Origin of the sequence: Treponema denticola (genome assembly GCF_024400535.1) — a bacterium.
Taxonomy (GTDB): Bacteria; Spirochaetota; Spirochaetia; order Treponematales; family Treponemataceae; genus Treponema_B; species Treponema_B denticola_C.
This window is the reverse complement of sequence record NZ_CP038800.1, coordinates 1,935,617-1,952,748: the sequence shown is the minus strand read 5'-3', so window position 1 is coordinate 1,952,748 and position 17,132 is coordinate 1,935,617. Positions and strand designations below refer to the sequence as shown.

Annotated in this window: 18 protein-coding genes, 1 tRNA gene, 1 pseudogene and 1 riboswitch; of the genes and pseudogenes, 15 read left to right on the top strand and 5 right to left on the bottom strand. The window is 36.7% G+C overall.

What is annotated here, in order from left to right; all coding sequences use genetic code 11:
* Positions 1-61: 61 nt before the first annotated feature.
* From E4N78_RS13850 to E4N78_RS09270, 7 genes and pseudogenes are all read left to right on the top strand, one after another.
* Positions 62-605: pseudogene (locus E4N78_RS13850) on the top strand (hypothetical protein).
* Between the two features lie 9 nt (positions 606-614).
* Positions 615-1,628 (top strand): DUF4198 domain-containing protein, encoded by a 1,014-nt coding sequence (locus tag E4N78_RS09295; RefSeq protein WP_255810279.1) that lies wholly within the window; start codon positions 615-617, stop codon positions 1,626-1,628.
* A 79-nt stretch (positions 1,629-1,707) separates the two neighbouring features.
* A riboswitch (cobalamin riboswitch) is annotated at positions 1,708-1,910 on the top strand.
* Between the two features lie 320 nt (positions 1,911-2,230).
* Entirely contained in the window at positions 2,231-3,049 is an 819-nt protein-coding gene (locus tag E4N78_RS09290; RefSeq protein ID WP_255810278.1) for a DUF4198 domain-containing protein, read from the top strand.
* Positions 3,050-3,059: 10 nt separating this feature from the next.
* Positions 3,060-3,245, top strand: coding sequence for a hypothetical protein (locus E4N78_RS09285; protein ID WP_253695292.1), 186 nt, complete (start codon positions 3,060-3,062; stop codon positions 3,243-3,245).
* 88 nt (positions 3,246-3,333) lie between these two features.
* A complete protein-coding gene (locus E4N78_RS09280) occupies positions 3,334-4,548 on the top strand; it encodes a ZinT/AdcA family metal-binding protein (protein ID WP_255810277.1) in 1,215 nt (404 codons plus the stop codon).
* 88 nt (positions 4,549-4,636) lie between these two features.
* Entirely contained in the window at positions 4,637-5,848 is a 1,212-nt protein-coding gene (locus tag E4N78_RS09275) for a ZinT/AdcA family metal-binding protein (protein WP_255810276.1), read from the top strand.
* 88 nt (positions 5,849-5,936) lie between these two features.
* Positions 5,937-6,275, top strand: a complete 339-nt coding sequence (locus tag E4N78_RS09270) for a hypothetical protein (protein WP_255810275.1) — start codon at positions 5,937-5,939, stop codon at positions 6,273-6,275.
* A gap of 37 nt (positions 6,276-6,312) precedes the next feature.
* On the opposite strand, the gene sufU is transcribed toward E4N78_RS09270, so the two are convergent.
* Together sufU and E4N78_RS09260 are read right to left on the bottom strand one after the other, a co-directional pair.
* Positions 6,313-6,756: a Fe-S cluster assembly sulfur transfer protein SufU gene (gene sufU / locus E4N78_RS09265; protein WP_255810274.1), complete on the bottom strand. Its 444-nt coding sequence runs from the start codon at positions 6,754-6,756 to the stop codon at positions 6,313-6,315.
* Positions 6,757-6,791: 35 nt separating this feature from the next.
* Complete coding sequence (locus E4N78_RS09260; protein ID WP_255810273.1) at positions 6,792-7,994, bottom strand: SufS family cysteine desulfurase; 1,203 nt, start codon at positions 7,992-7,994, stop codon at positions 6,792-6,794.
* Positions 7,995-8,136: 142 nt separating this feature from the next.
* Between E4N78_RS09260 and E4N78_RS09255 the strand changes: the two genes are divergently transcribed.
* Together E4N78_RS09255 and E4N78_RS09250 are read left to right on the top strand one after the other, a co-directional pair.
* Positions 8,137-8,400 carry a hypothetical protein gene (locus E4N78_RS09255; protein ID WP_255810272.1) on the top strand — a complete coding sequence of 88 codons (264 nt, stop codon included), beginning with the start codon at positions 8,137-8,139 and terminating at the stop codon, positions 8,398-8,400.
* The gene (locus E4N78_RS09250; protein WP_002668322.1) at positions 8,369-8,725 is read left to right on the top strand and encodes a helix-turn-helix domain-containing protein; all 357 of its coding nucleotides are present in this window, start codon (positions 8,369-8,371) and stop codon (positions 8,723-8,725) included. The genes E4N78_RS09255 and E4N78_RS09250 overlap by 32 nt, the downstream gene beginning before the upstream one ends.
* A gap of 222 nt (positions 8,726-8,947) precedes the next feature.
* Here E4N78_RS09250 and E4N78_RS09245 read toward each other — a convergent pair.
* The 3 genes from E4N78_RS09245 to E4N78_RS09235 form a co-directional block, all read right to left on the bottom strand.
* Positions 8,948-9,021 (bottom strand) — tRNA-Val (locus E4N78_RS09245).
* 97 nt (positions 9,022-9,118) lie between these two features.
* Positions 9,119-10,603, bottom strand: a complete 1,485-nt coding sequence (locus E4N78_RS09240; RefSeq protein ID WP_370645036.1) for a peptide ABC transporter substrate-binding protein — start codon at positions 10,601-10,603, stop codon at positions 9,119-9,121.
* 158 nt (positions 10,604-10,761) lie between these two features.
* On the bottom strand, positions 10,762-12,165 hold the full coding sequence (locus tag E4N78_RS09235; RefSeq protein ID WP_255810270.1) for a TP0584 family protein: 1,404 nt from the start codon (positions 12,163-12,165) through the stop codon (positions 10,762-10,764).
* 109 nt (positions 12,166-12,274) lie between these two features.
* Here E4N78_RS09235 and E4N78_RS09230 point away from each other — a divergent pair, with 109 nt between their 5' ends.
* The 6 genes from E4N78_RS09230 to E4N78_RS09205 all read left to right on the top strand — a co-directional run bounded on the left by E4N78_RS09230 (position 12,275) and on the right by E4N78_RS09205 (position 17,131).
* Positions 12,275-12,556: a CRISPR-associated protein Cas2 gene (locus E4N78_RS09230; RefSeq protein WP_255810269.1), complete on the top strand. Its 282-nt coding sequence runs from the start codon at positions 12,275-12,277 to the stop codon at positions 12,554-12,556.
* An 18-nt stretch (positions 12,557-12,574) separates the two neighbouring features.
* Positions 12,575-13,697 (top strand): peptide chain release factor 2 gene (gene prfB / locus E4N78_RS09225; RefSeq protein ID WP_255810268.1). Its coding sequence is split into 2 segments (ribosomal slippage): positions 12,575-12,640 and positions 12,642-13,697, totalling 1,122 coding nucleotides; the frame shifts between segments, so codons are not numbered across the junction.
* Positions 13,694-14,026: a response regulator gene (locus E4N78_RS09220; protein WP_255810267.1), complete on the top strand. Its 333-nt coding sequence runs from the start codon at positions 13,694-13,696 to the stop codon at positions 14,024-14,026. The genes prfB and E4N78_RS09220 overlap by 4 nt, the downstream gene beginning before the upstream one ends.
* Positions 14,017-15,567 (top strand): PEGA domain-containing protein, encoded by a 1,551-nt coding sequence (locus tag E4N78_RS09215; protein ID WP_255810266.1) that lies wholly within the window; start codon positions 14,017-14,019, stop codon positions 15,565-15,567. Before E4N78_RS09220 ends, E4N78_RS09215 begins: the two co-directional genes overlap by 10 nt.
* Complete coding sequence (ftsY, locus tag E4N78_RS09210; RefSeq protein ID WP_255810265.1) at positions 15,557-16,435, top strand: signal recognition particle-docking protein FtsY; 879 nt, start codon at positions 15,557-15,559, stop codon at positions 16,433-16,435. The genes E4N78_RS09215 and ftsY overlap by 11 nt, the downstream gene beginning before the upstream one ends.
* Positions 16,436-17,131, top strand: coding sequence for a hypothetical protein (locus E4N78_RS09205; RefSeq protein WP_255810264.1), 696 nt, complete (start codon positions 16,436-16,438; stop codon positions 17,129-17,131).
* Position 17,132: the final 1 nt, after the last annotated feature.

The window sequence follows — 17,132 nt, the reverse complement described above, 5'->3', positions numbered from 1 at the left end:
TATTTTAATTTTTTTTTAAGAAAGTCGATTTTGTTTGTTGACTTTTTATGGGAGTTTATAGATGAAAAAAATATTTATCGTATTTGTTTTAATGATGTGTTCTATTATGCTTTTTGCACATTCGCCCCTTTTGACCGTTGAAGATAACGGAGACGGAACTATCTATGTTCAAGGCGGATTTTCAAATGGAGCTTCGGCTGCCGGTGTTAAACTTTATCTTACCGATAAGGCTTCAGGGCAAAAAATCTGGGAAGGAGAATTCCCCGATGTAGGCGAACTTAACCTGCCTATTCCGAATGTTCCGTACACGGTAACCTTTGATGCGGGCCCCGGTCATATTATCGTAAAAAGACGGCCCCGAGCCTGAAGGCGGTTTCGGCAGTCAAGCTGCTTCTTCTGAAGCCGCAGGAGAAAACGAGTCAGCCGGAGATGCTGCTCAGGGTCAAAAACCCGTTGCTGTCTCCGGTTCCGCAGGTTGGATTCCTATGGATACCGTTTCGGCAATGCCTAGCGTAGGTCCTTCGTTTACGGCAATCTTGGCCCTTGTACTTGCCGTAATAAATTCGATACTGATTGTCTTCCTCTTTAAAAACCAAAAAAGGTAGGTGTAAAAAGTGAAAAAGCTATTTTTTTCCCTATTGCTATGCTGGACGGCTTTGGGCCTTTTTGCTCACTTTCAAATTATTTATACTCCGTCTTCAATAATCGAAGCTTCAAATAATAAGGTTGATTTTATAATTTCTTTTACTCATCCCTTTGATTCAGGCCTTACCATGGACATAGGTAAAAATGAAGCAGGCGAAATAAAAGGGTTAAAAGAATTTTATTCAATCCATAAAGAAAGCAAGACCGACTTAATGCCCTTTTTAAAAAAGGGAGAATTTGAATCTGCGGAAAACAAGGCCTTTGCATATACCCTTGAATTTAATAAAGAGGCCGGTTTTAAGGGAGGCGGAGATTGGGTTTTAGTTGCCGTTCCTCATCCTTATTTTGAAGCCGCCGATGACGGATATATTCAGCAGATAGCTAAGGTCTTTATTAACAAGGCCGGACTTTCAACCGATTGGCAGTCAAGGGTTGCCGAAGGCTATCCTGAAATTTTGCCCTTGGTAAAGCCATATGAGATTTGGGAGGGCGGTGTTATCCGTGCCCTTGTTTTGGACTCCGATGGAAAACCTGTGCCTTATGCTCAGGTTGAATTTGAAAACATGAACTACGATGTGGATATGGCAAACAAGAAATTTACCGGAGAACCCAAACTGCAAAAATCGGGTGCCGGAATGATAATGGCGGATAATACAGGCGTTTTCGAGTTTATTCCTCCTTGTCCTGGATATTGGGGCTTTGCTGCTCTTGGGGTAGGGAAGGAAAAGGAATTCGGTGGGAAAGAACTTTCTCAAGATGCAGTTATTTGGTTTGAGGTCAGTAAGATTGAAGATGCGGCCGAACAGGCTGATAGCACAAAACAAGCCGATATATCTTCTTCTGACGGAGAGCCTTCTGAAAGAGCAAAACCCAAGGAAGGATTTTCGCCTGCGGCCCTGATAATAGTAATCTTGCTTTTTGTGGTTATGTTCGCTTGGCCTCCTATCTTTAAAAAGATTTCGGATAAGGCTGAAAATAAGTAGGATAGTAAATAGATAACAAATCCCCATTGGTGTCCCGTTGGGGGCTTGCTTTTTTTTTGGAAATATTTATAATTACCCGAAGGTTATAGACAAATAAGGTTCTTAAATTAATTTTTAAGATTAAAAGGGAAACCGGTGAAAAACCGGCACAGCCCCCGCTACTGTAATTGAGTTTGTTTATCATAATGCCTCTATGTATTGGAAGCATAAGCCACTGTTAATATGGGAAGGCGATAAACTTTAAATCATAAGTCAGGAGACCTGCCTATTTGTATTACGAATCCTTCGGAGGGAAGGAAAGTCGGAAAACTCATTATTGCAACTCTATTTTACTGTCAGTCTTTTCTATAAGCGAAGCTGACGCCTTGCGTTTTTCGTGTTTTCTTTATTTAATCTCCGCTTTATTTTTAATTAAAAGTTTGCTGTTCCGTCTTTGGGGGCTTGCTTTTTTTTTGAGAATAAGATAGATTGTAAGTGTTGATTTACATTTGGATTTGAAAAAAAAGATTTTTCCGTGAGTTTAAAGCAAAACTTTTGGTCCTATCTTTTTTGAACTTAAGATTAAGAGTCTTTAGACTAAAATATTTATAGGAGAGTTTTTTATGAAAAAATTTACAGGAATAGTTTTACTTTTATTCTTGGTAGCTATGGCTTCATTTGCACACTTCCAAATGATTTATACCCCGACTTCAGTAGTTGAAGGCAATTCCGTTGACTTTAAGATTGTTTTTACACATCCTGCAGAAGCAGAACACGCAATGGATATCGGTAAAAACGAAGCCGGAGAAATCAAGGGTTTTGAAAAATTCTTTTCCGTGCACAAGGAAAAGATTCAGGATCTTCTTCCTTCCTTAAAGAAAACAGAGTTTACAACTTTAGAAAATACGGCTTCAGCCTATGACCTTAACCTAAATAAGGATAACGGTTTTAAGGGAGGCGGAGACTGGGCTTTGGTAGCTGTTCCTCATCCTTACTATGAAGGTGCCGAAGATGTCTATATCCAGCAGATTACCAAGGTCTTTATCAATAAGGCAGGTCTTGATACGGACTGGAGTGCAAGATGTGCCGAAGGTTATCCCGAAATCATGCCATTGGTAAAGCCTTACGATGTTTGGGTAGGCGGACTTTTCAGAGGTACTGTTGTAGACTCAAAAGGTAAGCCTGTTCCCAATGCGGAAATTGAAGTTGAATATATCAACTTTGATGTAAACATGAAAAAAAGCAAATTTGAGAAGAAGGCAAAACCAAAAAATGCCGCCGCTACTATTTTAGCCGACGCAAACGGAAACTTCTCCTTTGTTCCTCATAAGGCCGGATACTGGGGCTTTGCTGCCCTCGGTGCAGGTAATGTAAAAGAATTTGCCGGTAAAGAACTTTCACAGGATGCCGTACTTTGGATTGAGGCAGTGCCTGTCAAATAAGGATTGCCTTATGACATTGGGAATGGTTTTGACTATTTCTATAGTTGCAGGCGTGATTCTCTTACTCATCCGTAAATATTACAGGATATTTAAGGGTAAGGCTTCAGCCTGCAGCTGCGGAGAAAAAAATATCAATCCTAAGAGCGGCTGCGGTTGCGGATGCTGCGGCTGTTCTGCGGAAAATAAAAAAGGCTAGTTTCTTTTTACTTTAAGTCAAGAATTGTTTCTTGTTTAAATAAAAAGTTAGCTACATATAACTTATATTAACTTAAAGGAGTTTAATTATGGTTAATAAAAGAATGGGTGCAAAGATTGCACTTATACTGGTTACACTCGCAGTTATTTTTACTGCCTGTAAATCAATGCCTAGCACAATCGGAAGCATGAAAGTTGAAGCAGGCAAAGAACTTGCTGCGTGGAAAGGTGAATGGATTTCTATCGATATCGTAAAAGATGATAGTTCCTTAAATGCCGTATACAAAGAAACAGCGGCTAAGATGCCTTATTATACGGAAGATGGTTTAAAAGCTGCTGTTGCAGATATGTATGCAAGTCCTGTTGTAAGTGCAAAATTTGATGGAACAAATACTGTCATATTTACAATTCAAAAGCGGGATGGAAGTAAATTTGAAATGCCTTGCGAGTATAAGTACATCGGTAAACAAGCAGCTCCTGATCAAGAAGGCCTTTTTTGGGAAGCTTTTGAAGCTGTAACCGATACTAAAGAATTAAGGAGTGTGAAATATCTTATTCTGATTCCGCCGGATAGACATGGAGATGGTATCCTTCACTGGCATGGAAGATTCACCTCATATAGCATCTCATGGATTGTTGGAGGTGATAAATCATGGCCGACATATGTTCCTGCTTCAACAACAAAAGAAACAATGGTAAGCAATTTTGAAAATTCAATTAAGTCTATGACTAAATTCAGCCCTGTTTCTCCCTTTGAATCCTATGCCAAGTACGGCAAATGGATTAATACATTATCTATATTTGAAAATACAAGTAAAGAGGTTGAAGCTGCCTATGCAAAGGTTATAAAAGAATTTGCAGGCAAAAATCCCAAAGGCGGAGATTTTACAAAAGCTGAAATTATTGCCGAATTACAGAAAGGAAATAAATCCGTTAAGGACTATTCCCACATGGAATTTATCGTAAAAGACGGAAAAAATGAACTTGTTTTCTATAAAGGAAATAAAGAGGTCTTTAGATCAAGCTATATCCGAGTTGCTGCAAGTCCTTCAAAACCGTATATGACGATGAAGGCTGAAAGAAAAGATGCCGGTATGTATTCTTTGATTTCATTTGTAGTTGTACATGGTACAGCTCCTATGCAGCATTTTCACTTGTGGTACGGTAATAACGAAAAGGAACTTGAAGAGTTTGAAGGAACTCCCACCTGCTACAGGGCCGCTCTTACAGACGCTGAAATTGCAGCAGCTGTAGAGAAATCTGCAAGAACTCTTTTAGAAAAATTAACAAAGACTAAAAAATAAATTTTATTGGGAACCTATTTTAGGTTCCCAATTTTTATTAAGTTTATCAATATTTGATAATACCTTATTTTGACATAAGGAGGTTACTATGTCTAATAAAAATTTCGGTGCAAAACTTGTATTAGTTTTAATGGTTCTTGCAGTTATTTTTACTGCATGTAAGTCGATGCCTGACACAATCGGAGGCATGAAAATTGAACCCGGTAAAGAACTTGCCGCATGGAAAGGCGAATGGGTTTCGCTGGATTCCGCAAAAAATGATCCTTCTTTAAATCCTGCATACAAAGAAGCAGCAGCCAAAATGGAAAATTATACCGTTGAAGGTTTCAAATTGACCGTTGAAGGAATGTATAAAACATCATTTTCAAAGATAAAATTTGACGGAACAAACACTGTTGTGTTTACCGTAAAAGATGCTGATGGAAAGGAAAAAGAAATTTCTTCCGAGTATGTTTACAAGGGAAAGGTGCCTGTTATAGGTTATGACGGATATTACTGGGAAACTTTTGAAGCCGTAAAAAATGTACGCGGTCTTACTATGGCAAAATATATTATCTGCTTTCCCCCGCATCGAGATTCCGAAGGAGGACTACTCCATTGGCATGTAAGAACAGGCGGATCCAGTATTGACGCATTGGTAAAAGCCGATCCTATGTGGTGGCCTACCTATGTGCCTGCTTCAATGACAAAAGAAGAGCTTGTAAAGAATTTTAAAGATACCATAGGAGCTGTTGCAGGCATGTTCCCAAAATCTCCCTTCGAGCCTTATGCAAAAGAAGGAAAATGGATGAATACCTCTTTAATTTATGACAACACAAGTGCTGAAGTTAATGCCGCTTACGATAAAATCATTAAAGAATTTGCCGGTAAAAATCCTAAGGGCGGAGACTTTACAAAAGCTGAAATTATTGCCGAAATGAAAAAAGTATACGGCACGACAGATCTTTATACTCATATCGAATTTGTTACCGAAGACGGTAAGAACGAATTTGTAGTCTATAAGGACGGAAAAGAAATTCATCGAGCTGCTTATAAGAGAACTGCTGAAAATGCCTCCAAGCCCGGATTGCTTGCTGTGGTAACTGATAAAAAAGATGCAGGAATGTTTAAGACAATTTCTCTTACGGGTGCAGGAGGAAGTCCTTTACACTTCCATTTTTGGTATGGTATGAACGATGCCGATTTTGCTAAAATTAAAGGAAAACCGACTTGTCTTCCTGCTAATCTTTCAAATGAAATGATTGCTAAGCGTGTTGAAAATACTTGCCGCAAAATTTTAAAAGGTATTGTTGAAAAATAATTACATTAAAGATTTTTATATGAGGTATGATAAACAGTTGGGCATAAGTATTGCTCACTGTTTATCTGCCGATAGGAGAGAAAGAAAAATGAAAAAAAGAACAGCTGTTTTTATTTGTTTTTTAGTGTTGGGAGCAGCTCTTTTGTTTGCTCATGCCCCGATATTGCACTGTTATGATAACGGTGACGGAACCTTTACCTGTGAGGGCGGTTTTACCGACGGCTCATCAGCCGCCGGTGTAGAGATTCGAATCGAAAACCCTAAGGAAAAAGATGCAAAAAAGAAAGTTCTATTTACCGGTAAACTCGATAAAAAGGGTGAGATTACAATTAAGTACGCCGATATCAAGGTAAAAGACTTTTTAATTATCTTTGATGCAGGTCCCGGCCATGTGGTAAAAGTAAAATCAAGCGATATCGAAAAATAAGATTTACTTGATTTTTTTTAAAAAAGGGACTTTGTTTTTACACTGTCCCTTTTTTTTCGTTTAAAAGAACATCGGCACTGTGCCAACTTAAAGTTGCACATTTTATACGGGCAGGCATTTCGGCAAAGTATTCCAAGATTTGGGCATCTTCCAATTCTTCCTTTTCTTCCTCCGAAATTTCTTTTCCGCTCATCATCTTAAAAAATATTTCTACCTTGCGTTTTCCTTCTTCGGCTTTTTTCCCTCTTATAAGTTCAATCAGCATATTTGTAGAAGCCGTAGAAATAGCACAGCCCCTTCCTAAAAAGGACGCTTCTTCTATGATTCCATCTTTTTCCCTGATAAGCAGAGTAAGGTCATCACCGCATGAAGGATTATGACCTCTTTCTATCTTTACTCCTTCGCCCGAAAGTTCGCGGCAGTTTTCTTTTTTTCGGGAGTATTCTAAAATCATTTCCTGATAAATTGTATCTATGTCCATTTATGTTCCTTATCGATGTTATTTTTTAAGTTTTTCTAATCCTTTAAAAAAACGCTTTTTACTTTTTTTAAGGCTGTAATCATAAGGTCTATGTCTTCCTTGGTGTTGAAAATAGAAAAACTTGCACGGCAGCAGGAATTTATGTTTAGGTAAGCCATCAGGGGCTGAGTACAATGATGTCCGCTTCGAACCATAACACCGTATTCGTTTAAGATGTAGGAGGTGTCATGCGAGTGCACGTCTTTTACATTAAAGGCTATTATACTCGCCCTCTCCTCAGCATCGGTGCCGTATGTTTCTACAAAGTCAAGTTTTTTTAATTCGGAAAGAGCATAAGAGTCCAATTCTTTTACGGTTTTTTCTATATTGTCATAGCCGATTTTTTCGATATATTCTATTGCATTTTTAAGAGAAACTATGGCAGCTGTATCATGGGTGCCGCCTTCGTATTTATAGGGGGCTTCCTTAAACTCGCTTGATTCTTCTGTAACAAAGTTTATCATATCTCCGCCGTATAAAAATGGAGGCATCTTGTCCAATAGGTCTTTTTTTCCGTAAAGCACCCCGACACCGAAGTCCGAAAAAATCTTGTGTCCCGAAAAAACCAAAAAGTCGCAGTCAAGGGTTGATACGTCCTGCTTGTAGTGAGCAATGGCTTGGGCTGCATCAACCACAACAACGGCTCCGCTCTCATGGCTTAGTTTTATTACCTCTTCTACAGGGTTTATAATTCCTGTAGCATTTACCACGCTTGAGATGGCGACCACCTTTGTTTTGGAAGAAAGTTTAGCCTTAAAGTCATTTATGTCCAAGGTGCCGTTTTTGTTAAGGTAGATAAATTTTACGGCAGCCCCCGTTTGTTTTGCAACAAACTGCCAAGGCACGAGGTTTGCATGATGGTTTGATACTGCCAATAGAATTTCATCTCCGCTTTTAAGCTGTGATAAGCCATAACAATAGGCAACTATATTGAGAGCTTCGGTAGAATTTTTTGTAAAGATAATGCTTTCAATTTTGTCGGCTCCTATAAATTCGGCCGTTTTTTTTCGTGTTTCTTCAACCAAAATAGAAGAAGCTATTGCAAGGGAATGAGAGCCTCGGCCCGCATTTCCGTTTGAGTGTAAAAAATATTCTTTAATGCCTTCTATAACCGATAGAGGCCTCTGTGCCGTTGCCGCCGAATCCAAATAATGAATGTTAGGATTTTGCATAAGCAATGGAAAATCGTTTTTGTACATTTATTTCTATGCTCCTTAAAGCCGCATTTCTCTTTATTTTACATAAAAATAAACCTTTTGTCCAGCAATGGGGAAGGGGGCGAAAAGGAATTAAGATGAGGTAAGGCTTGACAAGTAATCAAAAAATGATTATAATTTACATATGTATAGGGTAATCCAAAAAAAACGGATCACAAAGGCTGTAGCAAAAATGCCGCAAAAAGAACAAGAATTATATGCTCAGCTCATACTTGATTTAAAAGAATCCGGACCTGTACAAACGGCTTGGTCCAATTTTAGTTCTTTAGGTAAAAATAAATATCATTGTCATTTATCATATCATTGGATTGCATGTTGGAAAGAGACGATAAAAGGTATTGAAATGGAGGTCTATTATGCTGGTTCACGTGAAAACGCCCCTTATTAAAATTGAAGGTGACATTCCGCCTGATTTATTAAACTTTGTAAAAACTAAATACAACCATGTTACTGTTGAGTATGATGAAGATGACGAATATGAAGAGGTAACTGAAACAGAATGGTTTAAAAATATTCAAAAAAATATGACACCTCAAAAAACATTAAAGCTTTTAAGAAACCGTGACAATCTTACACAGGCTCAACTCGCTGAAAAACTTTGTATTAATGTACAAAATGTCTCCGGCATGGAAAGGGGTGCCCGTCCTATCAGTATTGCTATGGCAAAAAAACTAGGAGAGGTATTTAACACAAGCTATAAAAAATTCTTATAGTATTTTTTTGGAAATAAATATAACAGCTCCGCAAAATATGAAAATAGCAGTGAAATAGACAATTCCATTTATCAGTTTCTTTAATTGGAATTGTCCGGCCTTGCAGCATGTTTTCTACATATTGAGGATTAGGCGAAACAGTTTACCTAAAAATATGCCAATGATAATTAGTCTTTGTGTGAGATTAAATGAATATAAGTGATTTACTGTTAAAGGAAGGATTGGGCGCTGACGGGATCGAACCGCCGACATTCTGGGTGTAAACCAGACGCTCGTACCAGCTGAGCTAAGCGCCCAATGACATGGATAATATTACAAATCACAAAAAATGTCAATACATATTTTGTAAAAAAATGAAGTTTTTTTGCGGCAGCCTTATCGCTTCTTTTTGAGCTATTTATTTAATTTTACAAGTCCCGGCACGGGCTGAGGCTTGATAAATTTTATAAACTTAAAGGGGTGTATATCTATTGCATTTGAATACCAGCCGCCTATGGAATAAATATCTATAATATTTACGCTTAACCTATAGGATATCGGAATAATCACGCTCTCTCCCAGTAAGAGCTCTTCTGCCTTGCTTAACATTTCGTATCGTTTTTTAAAGTCTTTTTCGGCATGGGATTTGAGGATTATTCTTTCAAATTCCTGATTTTTCCAGTCCGAGTCATTGAGGTTCGAATTCGGCCGGAACATCTCTAAAAAGGCCAGAGGGTCTGCGAAGTCCCCTATCCAAGTGATGGTTCCTAAATCGTAATCATTTGATTTTAGACTGTTATAGTAAGCGTTCAAAGAAATAAGCTTAACTTCGGTTTTTACCCCGATTTTTGACCATGCAGCCGATAAAATTTCGGCTAATTCTTGATAATATGTGCTTTCGGGTATTTTAATTACCACCTTTTTTTGTTCTTCGTTTAAATTAAGCTTATCTATGATTTCTTGGGCTTTTTGCAGGTTATATTCATTTACGCCCTGAATTTTGGGGTAGCCTGCAAGAGGAAAAATCAAAGTTTCCGCCTTTATAGGATAGCCCTTGCGTAATTCCTCATAGGGAACAGCTAAAAGAAGAGCCTTCCTAAAATCTGCATCCTTAATATTCGGAGATGAAGTCTTAAAGAAAAAATAATCGGTTGCAAAAAGAGGGTCGATATTTACACAACGCTGGTCGCCTATTTTAGAAATCACATCGCTTCTTGAAAGCCAATGAATCTTCCCTATATTGAATTTTTCGATAGCTTCTTCCTTGCTTAAATCGAGGAAGAGGTTTATTTGAGGAATTTGAACATTATCCTTATCCCAATAGTGTTCGTTTTTTACCAAAATCAGCTCTTTTTCGGAAAATTTTTTTATCTTATAGGCTCCGCTTGATATGGGTTTAAAACTGTCCTTTAATTTTTCTATTCTTTCTATGTTAGAAAATTTTAAGGCCGCTTCAAGCTGGGAGGCTTCAACGGCTGAAAAGGCATGATGACATAGAATGTTGGGAAGGTGTTCAATTTCGGTATTTGTGGTTACTAAAAGAACTTGTCCGCTTTCGGCTCTTATTCCGACCTGATTTTTATTTTTTAGTTTTCCGTTACGGTAATCGGCAGCTCCGTCTATGCAGTCTAAAAGTGAAGCATATGGATGGTTGCCTGTGGGGTTTAAAAGATTCAGCCATGAATCAACAAAGGTTTGAGCCGTTATGGGTTTTCCGTTTTCAAACTTTGCATCTTTTCTGATTGTAAAACGCCATGTTCTTCCGCCTGAAACACTGTGCTTTTCGGCAAGTGCCGGAACGGGCTGCAATGTATAAGGATCGTATACAAAAAGGCCTTCACAAAGGGCTGTTAAGATTTGGGCTTCTCCCGCATCGAAGGCCGTATGAGGGTGAAGCATCGGTATCCCTGAACTTATGGAAATATTCAGTTCCTTTTTTTGGTCTTCTTGCGAAAAGAGGTAAAAGGACATTAAAAGCAAAAATAATGCTAATAGTTTATTTTTCATATTATCGGTATTATATTGCTTTTTTTATTATTATTCAATCGGATTATCTTTTAGATAACCCCAAGCCTTTTCATTTGGTTTACTTCGTCGCTGAGAGCTTGATATTCGGCTCTGCATTGGTTTGCTTTTATGACTGAGTTTGTAATTGTTGTAATTTCTATCTTAATTCCTCTTATTTTACTTCTAAGTTCCGGTTTTACGTTTTTGTAGAATTCGTCAAGCCCTCCAAGTTGTTTTAGTATTTCATTGCTGTCGCTTATGTATTTTGTAAGGCTGTTAAATAGAAACTCGTCCGGCATTGTTTTTATTTTTTGATTAACTGCCGAATTAGACATTAAAATACTTTGGAATAAGGATATTTTTTGAAGCACTTCTTTTTCAAAAACAGAATAATTGATAGTTTGTTTTTTTGTGTTTTGAGTGATATTATCGGTGATAATGATTGTTATCTGTTTTTCAGGAGGTTCCAGCTTTAGAGCCTGCCTAAAAATTTGTGCTATTTTTTTAAATACCGTATTTTCTGCCTTGTATACCATTTCTTGATTGGACTTTATTTTTTCCAATGCAGCTTTTAAGTGCGGGGCGGAATTTGATAGAATTTTTAAACCGGATATTAAAATAGGCCTGTTATTGACTTTTTGAGGCGAGAAAGAGTCCTGTTTTTCTTTAATTTCCAGTTTAGATAAAATTTCCTGCTGTAAGATACTTGAATCTTCTCCGTAATCTTCCCTTATTATCTCGACTATGAGATCCGTATAAAAGGGCTTTTTTTTCATTTTTATTGAGAATATCTTTTTAATCTCTCTTAAAATATTTGCAGGATTGGAACAATCTGTTTTGCTTACCTTTACTGAGGGCATAATTTCACGCCGAATTAAAAGTTTATATTCTTCTCGGTAAAAAAGTGAAAGGCTTTTAAGCTGTGTATTTATATATACCTCACTTTTCCCCATATGAGCTACCGAATCCCTTAATAGGCTGTTTGATAGCTGATCCGGCCCTTTAAAAAGGTTATTGATTATATCTGCAATCGCTCTTGTGTTTGTATGCGTTGATGTATTTGTAAAATCCGACCAAATGAAAGTACTGTTTAGTTCAAGAAGCAGCGAAATCCTTTTTGGTGTTAAAAACTCGGTATTAAACTGATAATAATTGCTTACAAATTCCAGCATTGTTTCATAGTGTGCCAAACGGGTGCCTATAACGCTTGCCTTTTCCGAATCGGCAAAGTTTTCTTTGCTGGGAATTTCAACTTCAGTCATTTTGCTGTCATATTTATAAGGATCGTCATGAATTACGCGTTTTTTTAAAAGAGTGCTTCTAATTGCATGAAGAGCACTGATTTGGATATTATAATTTTCCTGAACCTTGGGAAGAATTTTAGTGTTGAATTCGTTTCTTTTTGTGTCAAGAACTACCGAAAGTTCCTCAACAAAGTTTTTTCTATTTTCCATACCGTATTTATCGGCATTTTTTCCTTTTTTTTAAGTATATACTAGGTAAAGATTTTTTAATTATCTTAGGGGTTTGACAATTTTTCTCTTTTGTCGTATTCTACTCTCTATGTTTGTTTCAGTTGTTATAGATCCGGGAGGGAAAGAATCGGCTTCTAATCTTGCAGAAGTCCTAACAGCCAACGGCTTTGAAAGGGTTCAGCATTCTTGCTGGGAATCGGTAACAATCAATGATGAAGGCCTTGTTACATTAAAACAGGATATAGATCGTGTTACCGACTACTATGATATAGTCCGCTTATATCAGTATCCGATTCAAGATGTGTTAGCGATAACTACGCTTTATAAGAAAAAGTGGAGGAGGGTACTTGTACGCCCGCCTGCAAAATAGTTGGAGAGTGAAAAATTTATGGAAGACTATCGATCAAAGCTTGAAGATTTAAAAAACGATATTTATGATATTTGGGGGCGTCTTTGACCCTGAGGCTGTTAAATCGAAAATAGCCGAAAAAGAAGCTATAACCCTAGCTCCCGATTTTTGGAATGACAGCAAAAAAGCCGAAAAAATTATGGGAGAAATAAAGGCTCTCAAAAATAGAATTTATCCTTGGGAAGAGCTCATGAGCTCAGTTTCGGATTTGGAAGTCTTAATGGATCTCGCTGAGGAATCGGGGGACGGCCAACTTTCCAATGAAATAGAAGCAAATTATCTTTCTATTGAAGAAAAGTATAATCAGCTAAGTATTTTAAATCTGCTTTCCGGCGAGGTTGACAAAAACGATGCTTATCTTACAGTTCATGCAGGAGCCGGAGGGACGGAGGCCTGTGATTGGGCCAGTATGCTGGTTCGTATGTATTTACGCTGGTGTGAGTCTAAAGGATTTAAAACGGAAACCATCGATTTGATAGAAGCCGAGGGAGGAATTAAATCGGCAACTTTCCAAATTTCAGGAGATTTTGCTTTCGGCCTCTTAAAAAGCGAAACAGGGATTCATAGGCTGGTACGCATAAGTCCCTTTGATTCCAATGGAAGAAGGCATACCTCTTTTACCTCGGTATTTGCTTTTCCTGTTCTTGATGATACGATAGAGGTTGATATACGCCCTGAAGACTTGCGTATAGATACCTACCGAGCCGGAGGGGCAGGCGGTCAGCATGTAAATAAAACCGACTCGGCCGTGCGTATTACCCATATTCCAACCGGAATAGTTGTAGCCTGCCAAACTCAAAGAAGCCAAATCAGCAATAGAGCCACAGCTATGAATGTTCTAAAATCAAGGCTTTATAATTATTATGAAGAACAAAAAGAAAAAGAGAACATGAAGTTTGCAGCCGAAAAAAAAGGTATTTCTTGGGGCAACCAAATCCGTTCCTATGTTTTTCAGCCGTATACAATGGTAAAGGATCACCGTACAAAATGTGAGACAGGAAATATTCAAGCTGTAATGGACGGCGGTATAGACGAATTTATAAACAGTTTTTTAAATACAAAAATCGAGGATATGAGTATTGATGAGGATGATGCTATATGATATGCATTATATGCAAGTCGGAATTTTTAGCATCTCAAATAAAAATGATATGCTGCTCTCATGGAAAAGAGGCTGTTAAGATATTGCCTCAGTCTTCTATTATGGGTACATTTATCGGTACATTAATCAATGAGAATGTAAGGCTTGTTTTTTTTGATACAGGCCTTTTTACGGATACGGCTGTTTTTAGAAAAAAAAGTCCTGATACAAAATTTGTTGCTATTAGTTCTATCGGTTCGGAAAGCTTGGCAGAAAGAGCTCTTATATGCGGTGCTTCTGATTTTTTATTATGTCCGTTCACTGAAAAAGGAGTTATAAGATGTCTATAAGTTCCTATCGGCGGAAAAAAAAGCTTGCTGTTTTTATCTTGCCTTTTTTAAGTCTTTTTTTAAATGCTCAAAACTCTTCCGAAGCTTCTTCCGGCTGGACTCTTGCCGTGGCGGAATTTAAAACTGAAAATCTTCCTTCAACTTATCAAAGTTATAAAACAATAGTTCCTGAATTGTTTTATAACTATATGGATACAGGTGCAAAAAGAATTGTCCCTTTTGAAGAAAAAAAATTACGGGCTGTTATGGATGCTTCCAATAAAAAACTAAAACTTATAAAGGAAAGAGCTAAACTTATACAGGATAAAGATAATCTTTTTTTATCGGTTGAAGATAAAAAAATAAAAGCTGAAAAACAAAAAAAACTTGCGGAAGAAATTTTAAAAAAGGAAAAAAGTATTTATGATGCCGATAATGATATAAGGACGGAAGAAGTCCGTTTTTATAGTTCAGACAGCCCAAAAGATATCATATTATGGAAACATGGAGATACTTTATATAATATGCCTGAAAATTCCGATTTAGGTGAAAATCTAAAAAAAGAGAATATATCTGCTTTGATTTACGGATCCGTGAAAGATATTTCGGGCTACATGGTAATTACCGCTTATTTGGATACAGGTCTTCCCGGAATGCAAATTTATGAATTTTCCGGAGCAGGAAAATATGATGATGTAGAGCAAGTTGTTGAAACTATTTCGAGACAGATATATACTATCATTCAAAACACAAAAAAAGTAAAAATATTTTTTGATGTAAATCCTAAAACTGCGAAGGTTTATATTGATAGTAAATTAATAAGAGATTTTTCAAAACCTATAACTCTCTATGAAGGGTTTTATCAAATAAGTGCTTCTGCAGAAAATTATATCGAAGAATCACGGCAAGTAGAATTAAAGGATAAAGACTCATATACCTTGAAAATAAATTTAAAGCAAACTGAAACTTTAAAAATAGGTTTTAATCTTAAAAGTGCAAATCCCAATATATTTTTTAAATCTCAATATTCCATTAAAATTCCCGGTATTATAAATCTTCCGAAGGTAAAATCCGTTTTAGAATTTGAAGAAAAAGGAGTACATACTTTCGGTTTGTTTGAACCTTCATCAAATATTCTTTCTCCGCAGAATGTTCAGAATATGATTATAAATTTAAATAAAAAGAATATAAAAGATTCTATTGAAAAACAAAGAAAGGTTTTGTATTGGTCTTTAGGTGCCTTGTATATAATTTTACCTATAACAATGATTTCAAATAGTATTGTTGACGATCAAGTTTCTGCGTTTAAGGCAAATAAAATTCCTCAGACGCAGCAAGAGGTAGATAGAATAAATAAGCTGGTTTTGACCCAAAATATTTTTCAAGGGGTAACCATTGCTTTGGGGGTAAATTATTTTATTCAATTGATAATCTATCTTATAAAAGCGGATAGAGCTTTACCAAGAAAAATAAAACCGGACTATGCTTCTCCTGTCTATAAGGAACCTGTGTCTGATAAAGATGTAAGCATAGAAAATAAGGAGAGTAAAAATGAAGAATAAGAGTTTTGCTGCAGGATTAAAAAAAATATTCGGTTTATATAAAGGCCCTGATGAGTCTTTTTTTGAAGAATTAACGGATACTTTAATCGAAGGTGATATTGGACAGAAGACCGCTCTTGAAATTGAAAAGTCTTTAAGGGAAATTTGTAAAAAAGAAAAACTTATTTCCGAAGAAGATGTTTTAAATTCTCTCTATAAAATTTTGTTGCCTTATGTAAAGGTCTGTTCTTTAAATCCGGAAGCCGGAAAGGTATCGATTTATCTTGTCTTGGGTGTTAACGGTGTAGGAAAAACAACATCTATAGGAAAGATGGCTCATTATTATAAACAAAATTCGAATGTCCCTATTATTTTGGCTGCCGGTGATACTTTTAGAGCAGCTGCAATAGAACAGCTGAAATTTCATGGCGAAAAAAACGGCGTTAGGGTAGTAGCACACCAGCACGGAGGAGATCCTGGGGCTGTAATTTTTGATGCAGGGGATGCTATGGCTGCTTCAGGCGGAGGTCTTGTTCTTGCAGATACGGCAGGCCGCCTTCATAATAAAGAAAATCTTGTTAGGGAGCTTCAAAAAATAGACAGGATTGCAAAAACAAAGGCTTCTGAAGGCTGTTATAAAAAGATATTGGTATTGGATGCAACTACCGGCCAAAACGGTTTAAGGCAGGCTGAAGTTTTTCATGAGGCTATAGGTATCGATGCCGTTTTTTTGACAAAATATGATTCTACTGCAAAGGGCGGTGTCGCTATTACAGCCGGAAAAGAGTTTAATCTTCCTATGCTCTTTGTCGGTACGGGAGAAAAATACGAAAATATATCGCCGTTTTTACCAGAAGACTATGTAAAAGAATTTATCGGGAAAATATAAATGAATTGTAAAAAAATTGTCTTGTTGCTGCTTCTTCTTGTTTTTTCTCTTTTTATTTTTGCTGACGGAGTGGAAAATACCGATTCGGATTTATCTGAAAAGCAGAAAACAAAAGAGTCTGAAATAAAACAGGAGCCGGATACATCAAAAGAGTCGGAAGATATACCTGAAGAAAATGATGAAGAAGAAGACGATGGATTTTATTCGATTCAAAATTCAGGACTTACTACCTGTTACGGAGATAGGTGGTTTTTTGAAAAATTGAATGAAGATGGAAAGCCTGTGCTGTCAGTCCTATATGAAAAAGATAAGCTTATTGAAAAAAAACAATATATATATAAAGACGGTTATCAAGAATCTTGTGAGATTTCTTTAGAAGATAGATTTATAAAAATAAAATATAACGAAAAAAAGTTGGAAACGGAAAAAACGGTTTACGATGCTGACGGAAAAACGGAGCTTGAAAAAAACATATATACTTATAATGAAAAAAATCTGCTGGTTGAAGCATTTCAAAAAAAAGATGATGATGAGTTTCTTTCCACATTTGAATACGGACCTAACGATAAAAAACAATCACAGACTGATTATAAAAACGGAAATAAGATTAGCTTTATTGAATATAAAACCGGAAAAAAGATAATTCATTTATTTGAATATGGAAAAGAAGTCGGAGTTTTGGAGGAGGAAATCTAAA

Bases quoted from the DNA above. Each gene is read 5' to 3' on its own strand.
- E4N78_RS09250 (WP_002668322.1), top strand. From the start codon at position 8,369: ATGCTGGTTCACGTGAAAACGCCCCTTATTAAAATTGAAGGTGACATT.
- E4N78_RS09255 (WP_255810272.1), top strand. From the start codon at position 8,137: ATGTATAGGGTAATCCAAAAAAAACGGATCACAAAGGCTGTAGCAAAA.
- E4N78_RS09215 (WP_255810266.1), top strand. From the start codon at position 14,017: ATGTCTATAAGTTCCTATCGGCGGAAAAAAAAGCTTGCTGTTTTTATC.
- sufU (WP_255810274.1), bottom strand. From the start codon at position 6,756: ATGGACATAGATACAATTTATCAGGAAATGATTTTAGAATACTCCCGA.
- E4N78_RS09205 (WP_255810264.1), top strand. From the start codon at position 16,436: ATGAATTGTAAAAAAATTGTCTTGTTGCTGCTTCTTCTTGTTTTTTCT.
- E4N78_RS09230 (WP_255810269.1), top strand. From the start codon at position 12,275: ATGTTTGTTTCAGTTGTTATAGATCCGGGAGGGAAAGAATCGGCTTCT.
- E4N78_RS09235 (WP_255810270.1), bottom strand. From the start codon at position 12,165: ATGGAAAATAGAAAAAACTTTGTTGAGGAACTTTCGGTAGTTCTTGAC.
- E4N78_RS09260 (WP_255810273.1), bottom strand. From the start codon at position 7,994: ATGTACAAAAACGATTTTCCATTGCTTATGCAAAATCCTAACATTCAT.
- E4N78_RS09270 (WP_255810275.1), top strand. From the start codon at position 5,937: ATGAAAAAAAGAACAGCTGTTTTTATTTGTTTTTTAGTGTTGGGAGCA.
- E4N78_RS09220 (WP_255810267.1), top strand. From the start codon at position 13,694: ATGATATGCATTATATGCAAGTCGGAATTTTTAGCATCTCAAATAAAA.
- E4N78_RS09275 (WP_255810276.1), top strand. From the start codon at position 4,637: ATGTCTAATAAAAATTTCGGTGCAAAACTTGTATTAGTTTTAATGGTT.
- E4N78_RS09280 (WP_255810277.1), top strand. From the start codon at position 3,334: ATGGTTAATAAAAGAATGGGTGCAAAGATTGCACTTATACTGGTTACA.
- E4N78_RS09290 (WP_255810278.1), top strand. From the start codon at position 2,231: ATGAAAAAATTTACAGGAATAGTTTTACTTTTATTCTTGGTAGCTATG.
- ftsY (WP_255810265.1), top strand. From the start codon at position 15,557: ATGAAGAATAAGAGTTTTGCTGCAGGATTAAAAAAAATATTCGGTTTA.
- E4N78_RS09285 (WP_253695292.1), top strand. From the start codon at position 3,060: ATGACATTGGGAATGGTTTTGACTATTTCTATAGTTGCAGGCGTGATT.
- E4N78_RS09240 (WP_370645036.1), bottom strand. From the start codon at position 10,603: ATGCTTCACCCTCATACGGCCTTCGATGCGGGAGAAGCCCAAATCTTA.